This window comes from Streptomyces katrae, from assembly GCF_000717655.1.
Lineage (GTDB): Bacteria > Actinomycetota > Actinomycetes > Streptomycetales > Streptomycetaceae > Streptomyces > Streptomyces katrae_B.
Genome location: NZ_JNZY01000065.1, coordinates 1 through 19,428, shown reverse-complemented (window position 1 = coordinate 19,428; position 19,428 = coordinate 1). Strand labels below are relative to the sequence as shown.

Below are 19,428 nucleotides of genomic sequence, written 5' to 3'. Positions count from 1 at the left end.
CCCGGTTACATTCCGAACCCGGAAGCTAAGCCTTTCAGCGCCGATGGTACTGCAGGGGGGACCCTGTGGGAGAGTAGGACGCCGCCGAACAATCATTGTAGAAAAGCCCTGTACCGGGTATCCGGTACAGGGCTTTTCTGCGTTCAGGGCCGGTGCGGCTTCCTGTAGGGTCAGGAGGCATCGTTCGTACGTTCAACAGTGGAGGCCCCCGGGTGGAGGTCCAGGAGACTCGGGTTCAGACGGACCGAATTTTCACCATTCCGAACATCCTGAGCATGGCTCGTCTCGTCGGCGTGCCCCTGTTCCTCTGGCTGATCCTGGAGAAGCACGACGGCTGGGCACTCGCCGTCCTCATGCTCAGCGGGGTCAGCGACTACCTCGACGGGAAGCTGGCGAGGCGCTGGAATCAGATCAGCAGCCTGGGCAGGCTGCTGGATCCGGCTGCGGACCGGCTGTACATCCTCTCCACGCTCTTCGGCCTGACCTATCGAGACATTCTGCCGCTGTGGCTCACCGGGGCGCTGATCGCCCGTGAGCTGATGCTGCTGGTGATGGTCTGGATCCTGCGCCGTCACGGCTATCCGCCGCCGCAGGTCAACTTCCTCGGCAAGGCCGCGACCTTCAACCTGATGTACGCCTTCCCCCTGCTGTTGCTCAGTGACGGTACGGGTTGGTTGGCCTGGATGGGGGCAGTTTTCGGATGGGCGTTCGCCGGATGGGGTACAACCCTCTACTGGTGGGCAGGAATCCTTTACGTGGTGCAAGTCCGCCGGCTCGTGAAGGCGGACGCCGCGGCCGATTGAGCTCGCTCGGCGCCCGGCTGACGCGGAAGAGTTGCGAAGTCACCGTCCGGGACGGGTGAGGTCGGCGAGAACGTCGTCTCTCAAGGAGGACTCTTCCGACATGAAGGCCGTCGTGATGGCCGGTGGCGAAGGCACTCGCCTTCGCCCCATGACCTCGAGTATGCCCAAGCCGCTCCTGCCGGTGGCCAACCGGCCGATCATGGAGCACGTGCTCAGGCTGCTCAAGCGGCATGGGCTCAGTGAGACCGTTGTGACCGTCCAGTTCTTGGCGTCACTCGTCAAGAACTACTTCGGTGACGGCGAGGAGCTCGGAATGGAGCTCACCTATGCCAACGAGGAGAAGCCACTCGGCACTGCCGGCAGCGTGAAGAACGCCGAGGAGGCCTTGAAGGACGACGCTTTCCTCGTCATTTCCGGCGATGCACTCACCGACTTCGACCTCACCGACCTCATCCGCTTCCACAAACAGAAGGGCGCACTCGTCACGGTGTGCCTGACCCGGGTGCCGAACCCGCTGGAATTCGGCATCACCATCGTGGACGAGGAAGGAAAGGTCGAGCGCTTCCTCGAAAAGCCGACATGGGGGCAGGTGTTCTCGGACACCGTCAACACCGGTATCTACGTCATGGAGCCCGAGGTCTTCAATTACGTGGACCCGGATGTTCCTGTCGACTGGTCCGGCGATGTCTTCCCGCAGCTGATGAAGGAAGGCCGGCCGATCTACGGCTATGTGGCCGAGGGCTACTGGGAGGACGTCGGCACGCACGAGAGCTACGTCAAGGCGCAGGCCGACGTGCTCGAGGGCAAGGTCCAGGTCGAGATGGACGGCTTCGAGATCTCGCCCGGCGTGTGGATCGCCGAAGGCGCCGAGGTGAGCCCCGACGCCGTGCTCCGCGGGCCGCTGTACATCGGTGACTACGCCAAGGTCGAGGCCGGCGTGGAGATCCGCGAGCACACCGTCGTCGGGTCCAACGTCGTCGTGAAGAGCGGCGCCTTCCTGCACAGGGCCGTCATCCACGACAACGTCTACATCGGGCAGCACAGCAATCTGCGCGGCTGTGTCATCGGCAAGAACACCGACATCATGCGGGCGGCCCGGATCGAGGACGGGGCCGTCATCGGTGACGAGTGTCTGGTCGGTGAGGAATCGATCATTCAGGGGAACGTGCGGGTCTACCCCTTCAAGACGATCGAGGCCGGTGCCTTCGTCAACACGTCGGTGATCTGGGAGTCCCGCGGCCAGGCGCATCTCTTCGGCACCCGCGGCGTCTCCGGGATCCTGAACGTGGAGATCACGCCCGAGCTGGTGGTCCGGCTCGCCGGCGCGTACGCGACGACCCTGAAGAAGGGGGCGACGGTCACCACCGCCCGAGACCACTCCCGTGGCGCGAGAGCGCTCAAGCGGGCCGTGATCTCGGCGCTGCAGGCCAGCGCGATCAACGTGCGCGACCTGGAGAACGTGCCGCTGCCCGTGGCGCGGCAGCAGACCGCGCGCGGCAGCGCGGGCGGGATCGTGCTGCGGACCTCTCCCGGGGTGCCCGACTCGGTCGACATCGTGTTCCTGGACGAGCGGGGAGCGGACCTCTCGCTCCAGCAGCAGCGCAAGCTGGACCGGGTGTACGCGCGGCAGGAGTACCGGAGGGCGTTCCCGGGCGAGATCGGTGACCTCCAGTTCCCGGGCAGCGTCTTCGACGCCTATACGGGCTCGCTGCTGCGCCGGGTGGACACGACCGGGATCGCCGATTCCGGGCTCAAGGTGGTCGTCGACGCCTCCAACGGCAGTGCCGGGCTGGTCCTGCCGAGCCTGCTGGGCAGGCTCGGTGTGGACGCACTGACGATCAATCCGGGGCTCGACGAGACCAGGCCGACGGAGACCGCGGAGTCCCGGCGGGCCGGGCTGGTGCGGCTCGGGGAGATCGTGGCTTCGGCGAGGGCCGCGTTCGGTGTGCGGTTCGACCCGGTGGGGGAGCGGATCTCCCTGGTGGACGAGCGCGGGCGGATCATCGAGGACGACCGGGCGCTGCTGGTGCTGCTGGACCTGGTGGCCGCGGAGAAGCGCAGCGGCAAGGTGGCGCTGCCGGTGACCACGACCCGTATCGCCGAGCAGGTGGCGGCGTACCACGGGACGCAGGTGGAGTGGACGACGACCTCGCCCGACGACCTGACGCGGGTGGGCCGCGCCGAGAACACGATCTTCGGCGGGGACGGCCGGGGCGGATACATCGTGCCGGAGTTCAGCAGCGTCTTCGACGGGTCGGCGGCGTTCGTCCAGCTGATCGGTCTGGTGGCGCGGACCCAGCTCACCCTGAGCCAGATCGATGCGCGGATACCGCGAGCCCATGTACTCAAGCGGGACGTACCGACCCCGTGGGCGGTGAAGGGGCTCGTGATGCGGCGGGTCGTGGAGGCGGCCGGGGACCGGCAGGTGGACACCACCGACGGTGTGCGGGTGGTCGAGGCCGACGGGCGGTGGGCCCTGGTGCTGCCTGACCCGGCGGAGGCGGTCACGCACCTGTGGGCCGAAGGCCCCGACGACGCGTCCGCGCAGGCGCTGCTGGACGAGTGGGCGGGCGTGGTGGACGGCGGCGGGAACTGAGGACAGCCGTACACGTCGTGGACCAGCGCAGTCCGGTGGACCGGGTGCGGAGCGCGTTGCTCCCTGTCCACCGGACGGGCGCATTCGGTGGGGGTGGCGCCGACATGCGACGATGAGCGGCATGTCGCAGCCGCCCCACCACCGGAGTTCGGCGCCGGCGCCTCCCGCGCGCCCGGACGCATCCATGTCGCTGCTGACGCACGTGATGGACCACAGTCTCGACGAGGGCTACGCGGAAGCGTCGGCCCGGCGTGAGGCGGAGGGTACGGCGGGCCTGCCCCGGACCCTCAAGGCCAAGCTGGCGCTCGCCGCCGGGCTCGTGCTCGCGGCCATGGTCGTCACGCTGGGCGCCGCCCAGGCGCGGATAGCCGCGCCGGTTCTGGCCAAGGAGCGGCAGGAGCTGATCGACCGGGTACAGCGGGCCGATGAGCACGCGGACGGCCTGGAGCGGGACATCGAGCGGCTGCGGGCGAACGTCGCGAGCCGCCAGCGCGAGGCGCTCAAGCAGCACGGTGGCGACCAGGGGCAGCTCGTGGCGCTGATGGCCGGTGCGACGGAGGTCCGCGGTCCAGGAATCAAGCTGGTCGTGGACGACGCCAAGGGCTCCTCGTCGGGCGGCGGTGGCAAGCCGCGCGAGAACGCCGGCTTCTCGGACACCGGCCGGCTCCGTGACCGGGACATGCAGAAGATCGTCAACGGGCTCTGGCAGTCGGGGGCGGAGGCCATCTCGATCAACGGGCAGCGGCTGACGGCGTTGTCGGCGATCAGGGCCGCGGGTGACGCGATACTGGTCGACAACAGGCCGCTGGTACCGCCGTACGAGGTGCTGGCGGTGGGGGACAGGAAGCGGCTCGGTACCGCGTTCCAGGACTCCGCGGACGGCCAGTACCTGCACGCGCTGCAGGAGAACTACGGGATCCGCTACACCCTGTCTCCCGCGGACGAGCTGCGGCTGCCGGCCGCGTCGAGCCTGACCGTACGTACAGCTACAGCAGAAGAGCCGAAGAAGGGTGCATCGTGATCGCGGTACTGGGCCTGGTGGCCGGAGTGGTGGTCGGACTTCTGGTCCGCCCCGAAGTGCCGGCCGTCGTCGAGCCTTATCTGCCGATCGCCGTGGTGGCGGCGCTGGACGCGGTGTTCGGGGGCCTGCGCGCGATGCTGGACGGCATTTTCGTGGACAAGGTCTTCGTGGTGTCGTTCCTGTCGAACGTCGTCGTGGCGGCGCTGATCGTCTTCCTCGGTGACAAGCTGGGCGTCGGCTCGCAGCTGTCGACCGGTGTGGTCGTGGTCCTGGGCATCCGCATCTTCTCCAACGCCGCGGCCATCCGCCGGCACGTGTTCCGGGCGTGAGGCCGATGAGTACGAACGACAGTCAGCCCGAGGAGCCGATGGGCTCGGAGCTGCCGCCGCAGGACCGGCAGGAGCAGGACGTGCCGCGGGAGGCGGAGCCCGCCCAGCCGGCTCCCGCTGAATCCGCCGAATCCGCCGAAAGCGCCGCAGACGCGGCACCGGCCGCCGCCAAGGCCGTCGCGCCCGCGCAGACCGGTCGGCAGCGGCTGGCGGAGGGGCTGTGGCCGCCGCGGGTGAGCCGGGCCCAACTGATCGTCGCGCTGCTGCTGTTCGTCCTCGGGCTGGGCCTGGCCATCCAGGTGCGGTCGAACAGCGACTCCAGCGCGCTGCGCGGGGCCCGTCAGGAGGACCTCGTACGGATCCTCGACGAGCTCGACGGGCGGACCAAGCGCCTGGAGGACGAGAAGCAGCAGCTGGAGGACCAGCGCAAGGAGTTGGAGAGCAGTTCCAACCAGGCCGAGGAGGCCCGGCGGCAGACGATCGAGAAGGAACGCCAACTCGGGATCCTGGCCGGTACGGTGGCAGCGCAGGGTCCGGGCATCACGCTGAAGATCACCGACCCCAAGGGCCAGGTGCAGTCGGACCAGCTGCTGGACACCCTCCAGGAGCTGCGGGCGGCCGGGGCCGAGGCGATCCAGGTCAACGGGGTGCGCATGGTGGCGGGCTCGTTCTTCTCGGACGAGGGCGGCGGGATCGGGATCGACGGTAAGAAGATCACACAGCCTTATGAGTTCAAGGTGATCGGCAAGGCACAGGATCTGGAGCCTGCTCTGAACATTCCCGGCGGTGTCGTGCAGACGCTGGAGAAGGAACAGGCCACCGTCGCCGTCACACGGTCGGCGAAGATCGTTGTGGATGCCTTGCGGGCTGCGAAGCAGCCTGACTACGCTCGGTCGTCATCGTCGTGATGCGGGACGGGGAGCGGACGGGCTCACGCGGGCTGATGCCTGCGGGGGGTCGGCGCACTGAAGTCGTGGTGCGTGGTGGAAACTGTCTGGTGGTTACGGACGTTGTGAGAATGTCCGGGTCGGCAGGTGTGTGCATTCGGAGTTCGTCCTGCCCCACGGGCGGGTCTGTTTCGTTCAAGGGGAATCGCCCGTGAAGTTGTTTGAGAAGTTGTTCGGAAAGAAGAACCGCGAGGACGGTGCAGCGAAGCACCGCGCGGGGCAGGGGGAGGTGGAAGGGCAGGGCGACCGGCCGCTCTTCCGTGACGAGGTCGCCGGCGCCGGTGATGTTTCGGGCGCGCCGGGCGCGTCGTCTGTTGACCCTGCGGGTTCCGGACGCATAGGTTTCGGTGAACCATCAACCTCAAGTTCGGGTGGAGGGTTTGCCCCCGACCCGTATGCCACCAATGCCTCCGCGGGGCAGCCGCGGCGCGAGGAGCCGTCCATGTCGGCCGAGCAGGTTTGCAGCAGGTGCGGACACCGTAGCGATGCGGCCAGCCGGTTCTGCTCCAACTGCGGCGCGCCGCTGCGGGCGGGTCTGACGCCGGAGCGTGCCTCGGAGACCACGTCCACCATCTCGATCTCGGGCCTCGAGGCCTACGAGGCCGAGGTGTCGGGACAACAGCACGTGTCGTCCTCGCTGTCCCCCGAGGCCCAGGCCGCGGTGGAAGCTCTGCCTCCGGGTTCCGCCCTGCTGATCGTGCGGCGCGGCCCCAACTCCGGCAGCCGCTTCCTGCTGGACGGTGAGCTGACCACGGCGGGCCGGCACCCGCAGAGCGACATCTTCCTGGACGACGTCACGGTCTCCCGGCGGCATGTCGAGTTCCGCAGGAGCCAGGAGGGCGGCTTCACCGTCGCCGACGTGGGCAGCCTCAACGGCACGTACGTCAACCGTGAGCCGATCGACTCGGTCGCCCTGCACAACGGCGACGAGGTGCAGATCGGCAAGTACCGGCTGGTCTTCTACGCGAGCCTGCGGGGCGTCTGACGCCCCCTGGGCTCCGCCTGGGGGGACCCCCACCCCGGACTCGGCCCGGGGATCCCCAGAGGGAAGGTCCCATGCTGCGTACCTCGACCGGCGGTGCCCCGAAGAGCGGCACCGCCGGCACCGTCGGCTCGGCCGGGCGGCTGGTGAGCATCGGCACGGTGCTCACCATGCTGCGCGACGAGTTCCCCGAAGTCACGATCTCGAAGATTCGTTTCCTGGAGGCGGAGGGGCTCGTCGAGCCCAGGCGCACACCTTCCGGATACCGCAAGTTCAGCACGGAGGACGTCGAGCGGCTGGCCCGCATCCTGCGGCTGCAGCGGGACCACTACCTGCCGTTGAAGGTCATCCGCGAACAGCTGGACGCGCTCGCCCGCGGCGAGCAGATCCGCATCCCGTCGCCCACCGCGCACGGGGATTCCGTCGATCCGGCCAGCCCTTCCGCCGTCTACGGCGAGGTCGGCCGGGAGCGGCCCACCGCGGCCCGGGTGGGCCGTGCCGAGCTGATGGCCGCGGCCGAGGCGGACGAGGCGCAGCTCGCCGAATGGGAGTCGTACGGGCTGATCGGCGAGGCTCCGGGCGGCGGATTCGACGCCGAGGCGGTCACGGTGGCCCGCCTGGTGGCGGATCTGGGCCGGTTCGGCCTGGAGCCCCGGCACCTGCGGGCGATGAAGGCCGCCGCCGACCGGGAGGCGGGGCTGGTGGAGCAGGTCGTTGCACCCCTGCGACGGCACCGCAACCCGCAGACCAGGGCGCATGCCGAGGCCACCATGAAAGAGCTCGCGGGGCTCTCCGTCAGGCTCCATGAGGCCTTGGTGCAGACGGCTCTCGGGGTCCGTCTGCACTGACCCCGGGGATCTTCGAGGGGGGCCCGACTACCCAAACCTGCCGGGCAGGTCCTAGGGTTGCTGTGTGAACGAGCTCGACGTTGTGGGTGTCCGGGTGGAAATGCCCTCGAACCAACCGATCGTGCTCCTGCGTGAAGTGGGAGGCGACCGGTACCTCCCCATCTGGATCGGACCAGGGGAGGCGACCGCCATTGCCTTCGCGCAGCAGGGCATGGCCCCTGCCCGGCCGCTGACGCACGACCTGTTCAAGGACGTGCTGGAGGCGGTCGGTGAGGAGCTCACCGAGGTCCGGATCACGGATCTGCGGGAGGGCGTCTTCTACGCGGAGCTCGTCTTCGCCAGCGGGGTCGAGGTGAGCGCGCGGCCCTCCGACGCCATAGCGCTGGCCCTGCGTACGGGGACGCCGATCTACGGCAGCGACGGTGTGCTGGACGACGCCGGAATCGCCATTCCGGACGAGCAGGAGGACGAGGTGGAGAAGTTCCGCGAGTTCCTCGACCAGATCTCTCCGGAGGACTTCGGCACCGGGCCGCAGTGATCCGTCGGCCGCGCCGACCACGGGGAGTGACAGCCCATTCGATTAGCCTTTCCCCGATACGGGGCACGGGAAACCACTCTCAGGGTGATTATCACTCGGCGTGCCGAGTGTGGCGATCGTTGACGCACCCCTGGTGACTGCCTACCTTCGAGGGGGCAGGTCAAGGACGGAGGGTCGGCGTGAGAGTCACGGGCGACGGTACGACCGGGGGCATCCCCGTGCGGAGTGACGGTGGGCCGTACCCGCTCCACGGCAGCGCGGCAGGTTCCGCGCGCCGTCAGCCGGAGGCGGCGACGGTCGCGGCGGCCGGCGCGGACCCGGCACCCGAACAGGTCGGCTACCGGGGTCCGACGGCGTGCGCCGCGGCGGGCATCACGTACCGGCAGCTCGACTACTGGGCGCGGACCGGGCTGGTGGAGCCCACGGTGCGCCCCGCGTACGGTTCGGGCACGCAGCGCCTGTACAGCTTCCGGGACGTCGTCGTCCTCAAGATCGTCAAGCGCTTCCTGGACACCGGTGTGGCGCTGCAGAACATCCGGACCGCCGTCCAGCACCTGCGGGACCGCGGTTTCGCGGACCTCGAGCGCATGACGCTGATGAGCGACGGCGCCACCGTGTACGAGTGCACCTCGCCGGACCAGGTGGTGAGCCTGCTCCAGGGCGGGCAGGGCATCTTCGGCATCGCCGTCGGCGTGGTCTGGCGCGACGTCGAGAACGCGCTGTCGCAACTGCACGGCGAGCGGGTCGACACCGGCGAGACGGTGGTCGGCCACAATCCGACGGACGAGCTGGCCGCACGGCGCAACCGGGCCGGTTGAGAGCGGTCCCGGGCCCGGCCGCGCAGGCGCCGGGCCCGGCCCGGACCGGTTGTCAGTGGCGTAGGGCAGCATCGGGGCTGTGAGAGCCGCGCCGACCATCCTGCATCTGGACATGGACGCCTTCTACGCATCCGTGGAGCAGGCATCGAAGCCGAGCCTGCGCGGCAAGGCCGTGATCGTCGGCGGGCTCGGGCCGCGCGGGGTGGTCGCCACCGCCTCCTACGAGGCCCGCCGCTTCGGGGTGCACTCGGCGATGCCGATGGCCCAGGCGCGGCGGCTCTGCCCCAACGGCGCCTACCTGATCCCGCGCTTCAGCCTGTACCGGGCGGTCAGCGACGTCGTCATGGCGCTGCTGCGGCAGCTGTCGCCGCTCGTGGAACCGCTCAGCCTCGACGAGGCCTTCGTGGACCTGGAGGCGGGCGGAACCGCCTTCGACGCGGAATCCGCCCTGGAGACGGGTCAGCGGCTGCGGGGGGACATCCTGGCGGCGACCGGGCTCAGTGCCTCGGTGGGGCTGGCGGGGTCGAAGATGCTGGCGAAGGTGGCCTCGGAGGAGGCCAAGCCGGACGGGCTGCTGCTGATCGAGCCGGGGACGGAGCGAGCCCTGCTCGCGCCGATGTCGGTACGGACCCTGCCGGGGGTGGGGCCGGCGACCGGCGAACACCTGCGGCGGGCCGGGATCACCACCGTGGGGGAGCTGGCGGAGGCCGGTGAGGACGAGCTGGTCCGGATGGTCGGGCGTGCGCACGGGGTCGGGCTGTACCGGATGGCGCTGGGGCTGGACGACCGGGCGGTGGTCGCCGAGCGCGACGCGAAGTCCGTGTCGGTCGAGGACACCTTCGACGTGGACCTGCACGACCGGGTGCGGATCCGGAACGAGGTGCAGAGGCTCGCCGACCGGTGCGTGCACCGGCTGCGGGACTCGGGGCACTCCGGGCGCACGATCGTGCTGAAGGTGCGGCGGTACGACTTCTCGACCCTGACGCGCTCCGAGACGCTACGGGGGCCCACCGACGACCCCGCGGTGGTGCGGGAGGCCGCGGCGCGGCTCCTGGAGGCGGTGGACACCACGGGCGGGGTGCGGCTGCTGGGCGTTGGCGTGACCGGGCTGGCGGACTACACCCAGGAGGACCTGTTCGCGCAGTCCATGGCCGCGGAGGCGGCTGCCGAGGCCGCTGCGGAGGCTGCCTCGGGCGGCGCGGAGGGGAGCCCGGCAGCCGAGCAGGACGGGGCTGCGGAGGCCGGAGGGACGGGAGGGGCAGACGGGTCCGGTGGCCCGGCAGCGCCGACGGGGCCCACAGCGCCTGGTGGGCCCGCAGAGGCCCCTGAGGGTACGGGGCCGGCCGGGGGGGCCGAGCCTGCCCGGGAACGCCGCTGGTCGGCCGGGAGCGACGTACGGCACGCCGTGTACGGGCCCGGGTGGGTGCAGGGCAGCGGGGTCGGGAGGGTGACCGTGCGGTTCGAGCGGCCCGGATCGCCACCGGGCCGGGTGCGCACCTTCCGGGTGGACGACCCCGAGCTGGAGCCGTCCGATCCGCTGCCCCTCGTGGGTGACCCGGCGGTGGGGGAAGCCGTACCGGAGGAGGGCTAGGGGGTGTCGTCGCCGTTCGCCAGGCGGCCGAAGTCGCGCTGGATGTCCGACGGGAGGGAGACGTCCAGTCCGTAGTGGTGGTAGAGCTGCAGCTCCTGTTCGGGGGAGAGGTGGCGGCCGACGCCGAAGTCCGGGGCGTCCTTGATGAGGGAGCGCTCGAAGGGGACCCGCAGGGTGTCGTCGACCACCTCGCTCGGTTCCAGCGGGACGAACGCGTCCCGGCTGAACAGGCCCGTCCGTACGGCGGCCCACTCGGGCACGCCTGTGGCATCGTCGAGGTAGACCTCGTCGACGGTGCCGATCTTGGTTCCGTTGCGGTCGAACGCCTTGCGGCCGATCAGGCTGCGCGGATCGATGTCGGTCTGCACGGTCCCTCCATATGGTCGCAACTCCTCCGTAACGACTACAAAAGTGCATTTCCGGAGTGGGGGCCACTCGAGGGAGGTCCCGGAACCTCGCTGGTAGGCTGGGTGACGGCTGTTGACCCTGTGCGGGAGAGTCCTCCGAGTGAGCATGACGGAGGCGCCGAAGGAGCAAATCCTCCCCGGAATCTCTCAGGCATACGTACCGCACGTGACGAGGCCACTCTGGAAAGCAGGGGCAGGTACCGGGTGCGCAGCGCCGGTTCCTCTCCTCACCGACGGTGAAAGCCGGAATCCGCGGGCCATCCCCGCGACTCCGGCGAAGCTCTCAGGTTGAGATGACAGAGGGGGAGGCCGTCCGGGTGCCCGCGCCGTGGTGCCCCTCGCAGGTCGTACGACCCAGGAGGCCTCCGTACATGACCGCCAACCGCATTCCGCTCTCCCAGCTGGAGCGAGGCATCCCCTTCGAGCAGCGCCACATCGGCCCGGATGCCGAGGCGCAGGCGAAGATGCTCGCCCACGTGGGCTACGGCTCGCTGGACGAACTGACCGCCGCCGCGGTACCGGATGTGATCAAGAGCGCCGAGGCGCTGGACCTGCCCGAGGCGCTGACCGAGGCCGAGGTGCTGGCCGAGCTGCGTTCGCTCGCCGACCGCAACCAGGTCCTGACGCCGATGATCGGCCTCGGCTACTACGGGACCTTCACGCCGCCGGTGATCCTGCGCAACGTCATGGAGAACCCGGCCTGGTACACGGCGTACACGCCCTATCAGCCCGAGATCTCCCAGGGCCGCCTCGAGGCGCTCCTCAACTTCCAGACCGTCGTCGCCGACCTCACCGGCCTGCCGACCTCCGGCGCGTCCCTGCTCGACGAGGGCACCGCGGCCGCCGAGGCCATGACGCTGGCCCGCCGCGTGGGCAAGTCCAAGGGGAACGTCTTCCTCGTCGACGCCGACGCGCTGCCGCAGACCATCGCCGTGATCGAGACCCGCGCCGAGCCGATCGGCATCGAGGTCGTCGTCGCCGACCTGTCCGAGGGCATCCCGGCCGAGGTCGCCGAGCGCGGCGTCTACGGCGTGCTCCTCCAGTACCCGGGCGCCTCCGGTGCCGTACGGGACATCAAGCCGGTCATCGACCAGGCGCACGGGCTCGGAGCGATCGTCGCCGTCGCCGCCGACCTGCTCGCCCTGACCCTGCTGACCTCGCCGGGCGCGCTCGGCGCGGACATCGCCGTCGGCACCACCCAGCGCTTCGGCGTCCCGATGGGCTTCGGCGGCCCGCACGCCGGCTACATGGCCGTCCAGGACAAGCACGCCCGCTCGCTGCCGGGCCGCCTCGTGGGCGTCTCCGTGGACGCGGACGGCAACAAGGCCTACCGCCTGGCGCTGCAGACCCGTGAGCAGCACATCCGCCGGGAGAAGGCCACCAGCAACATCTGCACCGCGCAGGTGCTGCTCGCCGTCATGGCCGGCATGTACGCCGTCTACCACGGCCCGGACGGCCTGCGGACGATCGCCCGCCGTACGCACCGCTACGCGGCCCTCATCGCGGCCGGTCTGACGGCCGGCGGGGTCGAGCTCGTGCACGGCTCGTACTTCGACACCCTGACCGCCCGGGTGCCCGGCAAGGCCGCCGAGGTCGTCGCCGCGGCCCGTGAGGGCGGCGTCAACCTGTTCCAGGTCGACGCCGACCACGTCTCCCTCTCCTGCGACGAGACGACCCTGCGGGCCGGCGTCGAGGCCGTCTGGGCCGCCTTCGGCGTGAGCGCCGACATCGAGGCCCTCGACGAGACCACCGCCGACGCCCTGCCCGAGGGCCTGCTGCGCTCGGACGACTACCTGGCGCACCCGGTCTTCCACCAGCACCGCAGCGAGACCGCGATGCTGCGCTACCTGCGCAAGCTGGCGGACAAGGACTACGCACTGGACCGGGGCATGATCCCGCTGGGCTCCTGCACCATGAAGCTCAACGCGACCACCGAGATGGAGTCGGTCACCTGGCCGGAATTCGGCCAGGTGCACCCGTTCGCCCCGGTCGAGCAGGCCGAGGGGTACCTCACGCTCATCTCCGAGCTGGAGGAACGTCTCTGCGAGGTCACCGGCTACGACAAGGTCTCCATCCAGCCGAACGCCGGCTCCCAGGGTGAGCTCGCCGGCCTGCTGGCCGTCCGGGCCTACCACCGGGCGAACGGCGACGAGCAGCGCACCGTCTGCCTCATCCCGTCCTCTGCGCACGGCACCAACGCCGCCAGCGCCGTGATGGCCGGAATGAAGGTCGTCGTCGTCAAGACCGCCGACGACGGCGAGGTGGACGCGGACGACCTGCGCGCCAAGATCGAGCAGTACCGCGACGAGCTGGCGGTGCTGATGATCACGTACCCCTCGACGCACGGTGTGTTCGAGGAGCACGTCGCCGACATTTGCGCCCAGGTGCACGACGCCGGCGGCCAGGTCTACGTGGACGGCGCCAACCTCAACGCCCTGGTGGGCCTGGCCAAGCCGGGTCACTTCGGCGGCGACGTCTCGCACCTGAACCTGCACAAGACCTTCTGCATCCCGCACGGCGGCGGCGGTCCGGGCGTCGGCCCGGTCGGTGTCCGGGCGCACCTGGCCCCGTACCTGCCGAACCACCCGCTCCAGCCGACCGCGGGCCCGGAGACGGGCGTCGGCCCGATCTCGGCGGCGCCGTGGGGCTCGGCCGGCATCCTGCCGATCTCGTGGTCGTACGTGCGCCTCATGGGCGGCGAGGGCCTCAAGCGCGCCACCCAGGTGGCGGTGCTCGGCGCCAACTACATCGCCAAGCGCCTGGAGCCGCACTACCCGGTGCTCTACACCGGCCCGGGCAACCTGGTCGCGCACGAGTGCATCATCGACCTGCGCCCGCTGTCGAAGGCGACGGGCGTCAGCGTGGACGACATCGCCAAGCGTCTGATCGACTACGGCTTCCACGCGCCGACCATGTCCTTCCCGGTGGCCGGCACGCTGATGATCGAGCCGACGGAGTCCGAGGACCTCGCCGAGATCGACCGCTTCTGCGACGCGATGATCGCCATCCGCGCCGAGATCGAGCGGGTCGCGGGCGGCGAGTGGCCGGTGGACGACAACCCGCTGGCCAACTCCCCGCACACGGCGGCGGCGCTGGGCGGCGAGTGGAACCACCCGTACAGCCGTGACGAGGCCGTCTTCCCGGGCGGGGTCACGGCGGCGGAGAAGTACTGGCCGCCGGTACGGCGCATCGACGGTGCCTTCGGCGACCGCAACCTGGTGTGCTCCTGCCCGCCGCTGGACGAGTACGACAACTGAGCCGTACGGCACTACGACACCGTGTCCGTCCGGTGACATGACATATCCGTATGACATGACGGCATGACGAAGGGGCCGGTCCGGGAGAATCATTCCCGGGCCGGCCCCTCTGTGTTCTGTTCCGTTCCGTTCATTCCGTGCTGTCGTCGGACTAGGCCGCTTTCATCACCTGCGCCGCCGCCAGCGGGCGGTGCGGGGCGATGATCTGACCGTCCGGCAGCAGCTCACCGGTGTCCTCGAAGAGCAGGACGCCGTTGCACAGCAGGCTCCAGCCCTGTTCCGGGTGGTTGGCCACGGGCTTGGCGGCCTCCCGGTCGGCGGAGTCTGCTGACGGGCACGCTGGCTGGTGCTGGCACATGGATGCGTTCTTTCGCTGCGATGTGGTCTGTGTGCTGCGGCTCGATGCGTTGTTCATGGCCGCCCCCCGTATCAACGTCTTGGCTTGGTCAGGGTCCCAGTGTTCCCCTCCGGACTTGAGTCCGCAGGGATTTCCCGGCAGCTGTCCTCATAGATTGATGACGCATCACTCGTGCGGGCGGTTCAGCTCAACTCCCCTGTCATTTCGGGTGGTTCGCAGGTGACCCGAGTGGGCTAGACCGAATGGGTCGGATGGGTCACCAGCCCCGAACGGGCCAGCTCAGGCGGCCGGCGCGGCCAGTGACGGCGGGAGCGGCGGACTCGGCGGAGCGAGCCGGTGGGTCAGCACGGGCAGCAGCTCGGACACCGGATGCGGCCGGTACGCCGCGATGCCGGGCGGGGCCGGTGCCAGCGGAACCAGCAGATCGGCGGCGGCCGGCAGCCCCGCGGAGGCGTCGGCGCCGACCGCGCCGTGCAGCCACAGCGTCAGCATGTACAGCTCCGGTACGGAGAGCAGGCGGGGCTGATAGCTCTTGCCGAGGGATTCCGCCTGGCGCAGCGCGCGTTCGGTGGCCGCGACGTAGGGGCCCTCGAAGAAATGGGAGAAGGCCCAGCCGTCCGGCGTCAGCCGGGTGTCCGCGGCGGCGACGTAGCGGTCGCCGCTGCGGATCAGGAACCGCCACGCGGTCAGCCGGGTGCGGGGCGGACGGCCCCCCGCAGCCAGCTCCGAGATGTTCAACCGGTCGAGGACGTGGACCGGAAGCGGCAGTTCGGCGGTCATCGGACCCTGCAGCGCGCGCAGGGCCGGAGTGTGCGCCTCGTGGACGGCGGTGGGGGAACCGAGTGCCGCGAGGACGCTGCGCAGGGCGGGCGCGGGAGCCGGAGGGACATGCAGCGGCATGGTGGGTCGCCTCTCACTTGGGAGACCTGTGGATCGGGGCAGGTGCGGACGGCGCTGTCGCATTCTGGGGCCAGAGGGGGGCTGAGGGGCAATGGCCGCGCGCCAACTCTCTGCCTCGTTTGCGGAGTTTATACGACATGTGTTCACGCAGTGTTTCGGCTAGCTGTCCCGCCTATTGCCGACAAGGCGCTTACCGGTCCCGCTGACATGGCATTCATGCCGGTTGCGCGCGAACATGTCGCGCTGACCTCGGAGGTTACCGGACGGGGGCTCGGCTGGAAAGCGCCCATTATGTGGAACCGGCAAAGCGCATGCGGAATTTGCATACGGAGCCTTGCCAAGTGAATGTGCCATAGCGCCCTTCGGCCAAACCGGCGCGCGCTCCCCGCCACGCACGCCCCCTCGGCGTTATCGATCACGCCGCCGGGGCATCATCGACCGTACACGCGCGCCTGGGTGGCACAGGCCAGGCCCACTCGAGGAGGGACGCTTCGATGGGGGAGAAGGTCGTGGCGGGCGGATTCGACCTGTCCGATCGGCAGAGGTATCGGAGGAAGCTTCACGAGTGCCTGGAGGGGCTGGAGCGGCTTCTGGCGGAGAAGAGGTTCGATCGGCCCAAGAACATGATGGGGCTGGAGATCGAGCTGAATCTGGCGGGTGCCGACGGGTTGCCGAGAATGGTGAATGCCCAGGTTCTGGAGCGGATAGCGAGCCAGGATTTCCAGACCGAACTCGGAATGTTCAACCTGGAGGTGAACGTCCTTCCGCACCGGCTCGGCGGCCGGGTATTCGACCAGCTCGCCGAGGAACTGAGTGCGGGTCTCGGCTATGCCCACCGGCAGGCCGCGGAGATCGACGCCGGGGTGGTGATGATCGGCATCCTGCCGACGATCACCCGCGCCGACCTGGTCACCGCGAACCTTTCGGCGGTGGACCGCTACTCGTTGTTGAACGAGCAGATCCTGATGATGCGCGGCGAGGACTTCATGCTCGACATCGACGGGGTCGAGCGGCTCACGTGGAGCACCGGGTCGATAGTCCCGGAGGCCGCCTGCACCTCCGTACAGCTGCACCTGCAGGTGACGCCGGCCCGGTTCGCCGACGTATGGAACGCGGCGCAGGCGGTGACCGCCGTACAGATCGCCGTCGGCGCCAATTCCCCGTTCCTGTTCGGGCGTGAGCTGTGGCGGGAGTCGCGGCCGCCGCTGTTCACGCAGGCCACCGACACCCGGCCGCCGGAGCTCCAGGCCCAGGGGGTGCGGCCGCGGACCTGGTTCGGGGAGCGGTGGGTGGAGTCGGCGTACGAGCTCTTCGCGGAGAACGTCCGCTACTTCCCGGCCCTGCTGCCCATCTGCGACGAGGAGGAGCCGCTGCGCGTGCTCGGCGAGGGTGGGGTGCCGAGCCTGCAGGAGCTGGTCCTGCACAACGGCACGGTCTACCGGTGGAACCGGCCCGTCTACGGGGTCGCCGACGGGATGCCGCACCTGCGGGTGGAGAACCGGGTGCTGCCGGCCGGGCCGACGGTCGCGGACGTCGTGGCGAACGCCGCCTTCTACTACGGGCTCGTCCGCACGCTCGCCGACGAGCAGCGGCCGGTGTGGACCCGGCTGCCCTTCGCCGAGGCGGAGGCCAACTTCGACGCGGCCTGCCGGTACGGGATCGACGCGCGGCTGCGCTGGCCGCGCCGGGGCCGGGGCGGAGGCCTGGCCAGTGTCTCTGCCGTACGGCTGGTCCTGGACGAGCTGCTGCCGATGGCGGCGGCCGGTCTGGACGCCTGGGGCATCGAGCCCGCCGACCGCGACCACTACCTCGGCATCATCGAGGAGCGCTGCCAGCGGCGGGTCAACGGGGCGACCTGGCAGGTGGACACCTACCACCGGGCTCTCGCATCCGGGATGGACCGGGACGCGGCGCTGGCCGCGATCACACGGCGCTACAGCGAGCTGATGCACAAGGGCGATCCCGTACACACCTGGCCGGTCGGGCTGGTGGACGAGGAGGTGAGCGCTCCGGTGCCGGTCCGGCGCTGAACCGGCCGCTCCGGGTCCTGTGATCCCGTTCCCCGGCCGAAGAGGCAGTATGGGGGCACGAAGCGGAACGGCGGGACGGGAGTCGCACGTGCGGTTGGAGCCGGAGCCGGTGGTCAAGGCGGTGCCCGAGGGCGAGCGCGGGATGCTGCGCACCGAGACGCTGCTCGTGCTGGCCCTGTCGCTGGGGGCGAGCGCCTTCTCCTCGCTGATCAGCTTCATCGGCTCGCTGACCAAGCCGGGCGGCCTCAAGGACCAGGCCGCCACACTCAACGGCTCGTACGCCCCCGGCCGGCCCTGGCTGGACCTGGCGTGGCAGCTGTTCGGCATCGGCACCGCGCTGGTGCCGGTGCTGCTGGTCGCCCACCTGCTGACCCGGGAGGGCGCGCCGGGGCTGCGCGTGCTGGGCTTCGACCGCACCCGGCCCGGCTGGGACCTGGGGCGCGGGGCCCTGGTCGCGGCCGGGATCGGCAGCGCGGGGCTGGCCTTCTACCTGGCGGCGCGGACGAGCGGTTTCAACCTCACGGTGGTGCCGGAGGCGCTGCCGGACGTGTGGTGGAAGTTCCCCGTGCTGATCCTCTCCGCGGTGCAGAACGCCGTGGTGGAGGAGGTCATCGTGCTGGCCTACCTGCTGCGCCGGCTCGACCAGCTGGGCTGGTCGCCGACGGCCGCGCTGCTGGCCAGCGCGGTGCTGCGCGGCTCGTACCACCTGTACCAGGGCATCGGCGGCTTCCTGGGCAACATGGTGATGGGCGTCGTCTTCGTCCTGGCCTACCGGCGCTGGGGCCGGGTGGCTCCGCTCGTCGTCGCGCATGCACTGCTCGACATCGTGGCCTTCGGCGGATACGCGCTGCTCGCGGGCAAGGTGGGCTGGCTGCCGACGCCGTAGGCGACACCCCCTAGGGGCGGGCGAGGAGTTCGCCGTCGACGACCGTGACCGCGTGGCCGGTCAGGAGCGTACGGTCGCCCGCCAGGCGGACCCGGACGAGCCCGGTGCGCGCGCCGCCCTGGAGGCCGACGAGCGAGGTGCGGCCCAGGCGGGCGGCCCAGAACGGGGCGAGCGCGGTGTGGGCGCTGCCGGTGACCGGGTCCTCGTCGATCCCGAAGGCCGGGAAGAAGCCGCGGGAGACGAAGTCGTACCCGCGGGACGGGTCCTCGGCGGCCGCGGTGACGATCATCCCGCGGCGGGAGTAGCCGCGCAGGGCTGCGATGTCGGGGATGAGCTCGCGTACGGCCCGCTCGTCCGCCAGCTCGACGACCAGGTCGCCGATGTGCTCGGACGTGTCGTGGACGGACCGGATCTCGGCGCCCAGCGCGCTCCGTACGGCGGGGTCCGCGTCCACGGGGGTCAGTGAGGACGTCGGGAAGTCCATCGTGATCGTGCCGTCCTCGGCGGTCTGTGCCGTGAGGATGCCGCACCGGGCGGAGAACCGGATCAGCCCCGTGGCCAGGCCGCTCGTCGCGATCACGTGCGCGGTGGCGAGCGTGGCGTGGCCGCACATGTCGACTTCCGCGGACGGGGTGAACCAGCGCAGGGCCCAGTCGGCGTCCCCGCCGGGCGGCAGCGGGCGGGCGTACGCGGTCTCGGAGAGGTTGACCTCGGCGGCGACCTGCTGGAGCCAGGCGTCCGGGGGGAACTCGCCGTCGAGGAGCAGGACCCCGGCGGGGTTGCCGCGGAAGGGGCGGTCGGTGAAGGCATCGACGATTCGCAGGCGCATGGAGCGACCGTAGGGCCGGTTCTTGATCGTCGGCAAAGGCCAATTCGCGATGACTGGCCCCGTCTCGGCCGAAGCGGACGCCGTCGCCGGCCGGCCCCGTGCGGTCACCCGCAGCGCGGCTTGCTCCCCCTCCTGCCCGCACCGCAGACCGGGCGGCCGGCCGTGCGACGCGGCGGTGATCTTCCTCGGTCGTCCGCCCTGCGTGGGTCATGCAGAACTCCCGCGACGACCACCTGCCCGTCGTCGACGGCGTGATCACGGTGCCGGCCGGGGGAGGCGGGGGGGGGG

At 70.3% G+C, this 19,428-nt stretch carries 17 protein-coding genes, 1 rRNA gene and 1 riboswitch; of the genes, 14 read left to right on the top strand and 4 right to left on the bottom strand.

The features are described 5' to 3' along the window. The 11 genes from rrf to IF09_RS0137870 form a co-directional block, all read left to right on the top strand. Window positions 1-90 (top strand): 5S ribosomal RNA (gene rrf / locus IF09_RS42255); the annotation flags it as partial. A gap of 122 nt (window positions 91-212) precedes the next feature. Then, window positions 213-803 (top strand): CDP-alcohol phosphatidyltransferase family protein, encoded by a 591-nt coding sequence (locus IF09_RS0137915; protein ID WP_030303851.1) that lies wholly within the window; start codon window positions 213-215, stop codon window positions 801-803. Window positions 804-903: 100 nt separating this feature from the next. Next, the gene (locus IF09_RS0137910) at window positions 904-3,399 is read left to right on the top strand and encodes a mannose-1-phosphate guanyltransferase (RefSeq protein ID WP_030303849.1); all 2,496 of its coding nucleotides are present in this window, start codon (window positions 904-906) and stop codon (window positions 3,397-3,399) included. 112 nt (window positions 3,400-3,511) lie between these two features. Next, entirely contained in the window at window positions 3,512-4,420 is a 909-nt protein-coding gene (locus IF09_RS0137905) for a DUF881 domain-containing protein (protein ID WP_030303848.1), read from the top strand. Next, entirely contained in the window at window positions 4,417-4,749 is a 333-nt protein-coding gene (locus IF09_RS0137900; RefSeq protein ID WP_030158423.1) for a small basic family protein, read from the top strand. Before IF09_RS0137905 ends, IF09_RS0137900 begins: the two co-directional genes overlap by 4 nt. A 5-nt stretch (window positions 4,750-4,754) precedes the next feature. Beyond that, on the top strand, window positions 4,755-5,657 hold the full coding sequence (locus IF09_RS0137895; protein WP_030303846.1) for a DUF881 domain-containing protein: 903 nt from the start codon (window positions 4,755-4,757) through the stop codon (window positions 5,655-5,657). 82 nt (window positions 5,658-5,739) lie between these two features. Continuing rightward, window positions 5,740-6,681: an FHA domain-containing protein gene (locus tag IF09_RS44205; protein ID WP_199920539.1), complete on the top strand. Its 942-nt coding sequence runs from the start codon at window positions 5,740-5,742 to the stop codon at window positions 6,679-6,681. Window positions 6,682-6,752: 71 nt separating this feature from the next. Continuing rightward, entirely contained in the window at window positions 6,753-7,526 is a 774-nt protein-coding gene (locus IF09_RS0137885; protein ID WP_030303842.1) for a MerR family transcriptional regulator, read from the top strand. A 64-nt stretch (window positions 7,527-7,590) separates the two neighbouring features. Next, on the top strand, window positions 7,591-8,064 hold the full coding sequence (locus tag IF09_RS0137880; protein ID WP_007262890.1) for a bifunctional nuclease family protein: 474 nt from the start codon (window positions 7,591-7,593) through the stop codon (window positions 8,062-8,064). A 179-nt stretch (window positions 8,065-8,243) separates the two neighbouring features. Next, window positions 8,244-8,882 (top strand): MerR family transcriptional regulator, encoded by a 639-nt coding sequence (locus IF09_RS0137875; RefSeq protein WP_030303838.1) that lies wholly within the window; start codon window positions 8,244-8,246, stop codon window positions 8,880-8,882. A gap of 79 nt (window positions 8,883-8,961) precedes the next feature. Then, window positions 8,962-10,473, top strand: coding sequence for a DNA polymerase IV (locus IF09_RS0137870; protein ID WP_030303836.1), 1,512 nt, complete (start codon window positions 8,962-8,964; stop codon window positions 10,471-10,473). Here the strand turns inward: IF09_RS0137870 and IF09_RS0137865 are convergent. Further along, a complete protein-coding gene (locus tag IF09_RS0137865; RefSeq protein WP_037637096.1) occupies window positions 10,470-10,841 on the bottom strand; it encodes a PRC-barrel domain-containing protein in 372 nt (123 codons plus the stop codon). The genes IF09_RS0137870 and IF09_RS0137865 overlap by 4 nt on opposite strands. Before the next feature lie 113 nt (window positions 10,842-10,954). Further along, window positions 10,955-11,053: riboswitch (glycine riboswitch) on the top strand. 198 nt (window positions 11,054-11,251) lie between these two features. Here IF09_RS0137865 and gcvP point away from each other — a divergent pair. Then, window positions 11,252-14,137 carry an aminomethyl-transferring glycine dehydrogenase gene (gcvP, locus tag IF09_RS0137860; RefSeq protein WP_030303833.1) on the top strand — a complete coding sequence of 962 codons (2,886 nt, stop codon included), beginning with the start codon at window positions 11,252-11,254 and terminating at the stop codon, window positions 14,135-14,137. Between the two features lie 151 nt (window positions 14,138-14,288). Here the strand turns inward: gcvP and IF09_RS0137855 are convergent, their stop codons facing one another. Next, on the bottom strand, window positions 14,289-14,495 hold the full coding sequence (locus IF09_RS0137855; protein WP_030303831.1) for a DUF5999 family protein: 207 nt from the start codon (window positions 14,493-14,495) through the stop codon (window positions 14,289-14,291). A gap of 279 nt (window positions 14,496-14,774) precedes the next feature. After that, a complete protein-coding gene (locus tag IF09_RS0137850) occupies window positions 14,775-15,395 on the bottom strand; it encodes a hypothetical protein (RefSeq protein WP_030303830.1) in 621 nt (206 codons plus the stop codon). 494 nt (window positions 15,396-15,889) lie between these two features. Here IF09_RS0137850 and IF09_RS0137845 point away from each other — a divergent pair, with 494 nt between their 5' ends. Both IF09_RS0137845 and IF09_RS0137840 read left to right on the top strand, forming a co-directional pair. After that, window positions 15,890-17,425 (top strand): glutamate-cysteine ligase family protein, encoded by a 1,536-nt coding sequence (locus IF09_RS0137845; protein ID WP_030303828.1) that lies wholly within the window; start codon window positions 15,890-15,892, stop codon window positions 17,423-17,425. A 142-nt stretch (window positions 17,426-17,567) separates the two neighbouring features. Further along, complete coding sequence (locus IF09_RS0137840) at window positions 17,568-18,311, top strand: CPBP family intramembrane glutamic endopeptidase (RefSeq protein ID WP_234321316.1); 744 nt, start codon at window positions 17,568-17,570, stop codon at window positions 18,309-18,311. A gap of 10 nt (window positions 18,312-18,321) precedes the next feature. On the opposite strand, the gene IF09_RS0137835 is transcribed toward IF09_RS0137840, so the two are convergent. After that, window positions 18,322-19,140, bottom strand: a complete 819-nt coding sequence (locus tag IF09_RS0137835) for a PhzF family phenazine biosynthesis protein (protein WP_030303824.1) — start codon at window positions 19,138-19,140, stop codon at window positions 18,322-18,324. Window positions 19,141-19,428: the final 288 nt, after the last annotated feature.

Excerpts from the sequence above, each read along its gene's own strand:
- IF09_RS0137910 (WP_030303849.1), top strand. The coding sequence starts at position 904 with ATGAAGGCCGTCGTGATGGCCGGTGGCGAAGGCACTCGCCTTCGCCCC.
- IF09_RS0137905 (WP_030303848.1), top strand. The coding sequence starts at position 3,512 with ATGAGCGGCATGTCGCAGCCGCCCCACCACCGGAGTTCGGCGCCGGCG.
- IF09_RS0137895 (WP_030303846.1), top strand. The coding sequence starts at position 4,755 with ATGAGTACGAACGACAGTCAGCCCGAGGAGCCGATGGGCTCGGAGCTG.
- IF09_RS0137885 (WP_030303842.1), top strand. The coding sequence starts at position 6,753 with ATGCTGCGTACCTCGACCGGCGGTGCCCCGAAGAGCGGCACCGCCGGC.
- gcvP (WP_030303833.1), top strand. The coding sequence starts at position 11,252 with ATGACCGCCAACCGCATTCCGCTCTCCCAGCTGGAGCGAGGCATCCCC.
- IF09_RS0137855 (WP_030303831.1), bottom strand. The coding sequence starts at position 14,495 with ATGTGCCAGCACCAGCCAGCGTGCCCGTCAGCAGACTCCGCCGACCGG.
- IF09_RS0137850 (WP_030303830.1), bottom strand. The coding sequence starts at position 15,395 with ATGCCGCTGCATGTCCCTCCGGCTCCCGCGCCCGCCCTGCGCAGCGTC.
- IF09_RS0137845 (WP_030303828.1), top strand. The coding sequence starts at position 15,890 with ATGGGGGAGAAGGTCGTGGCGGGCGGATTCGACCTGTCCGATCGGCAG.
- IF09_RS0137840 (WP_234321316.1), top strand. The coding sequence starts at position 17,568 with ATGCTGCGCACCGAGACGCTGCTCGTGCTGGCCCTGTCGCTGGGGGCG.
- IF09_RS0137835 (WP_030303824.1), bottom strand. The coding sequence starts at position 19,140 with ATGCGCCTGCGAATCGTCGATGCCTTCACCGACCGCCCCTTCCGCGGC.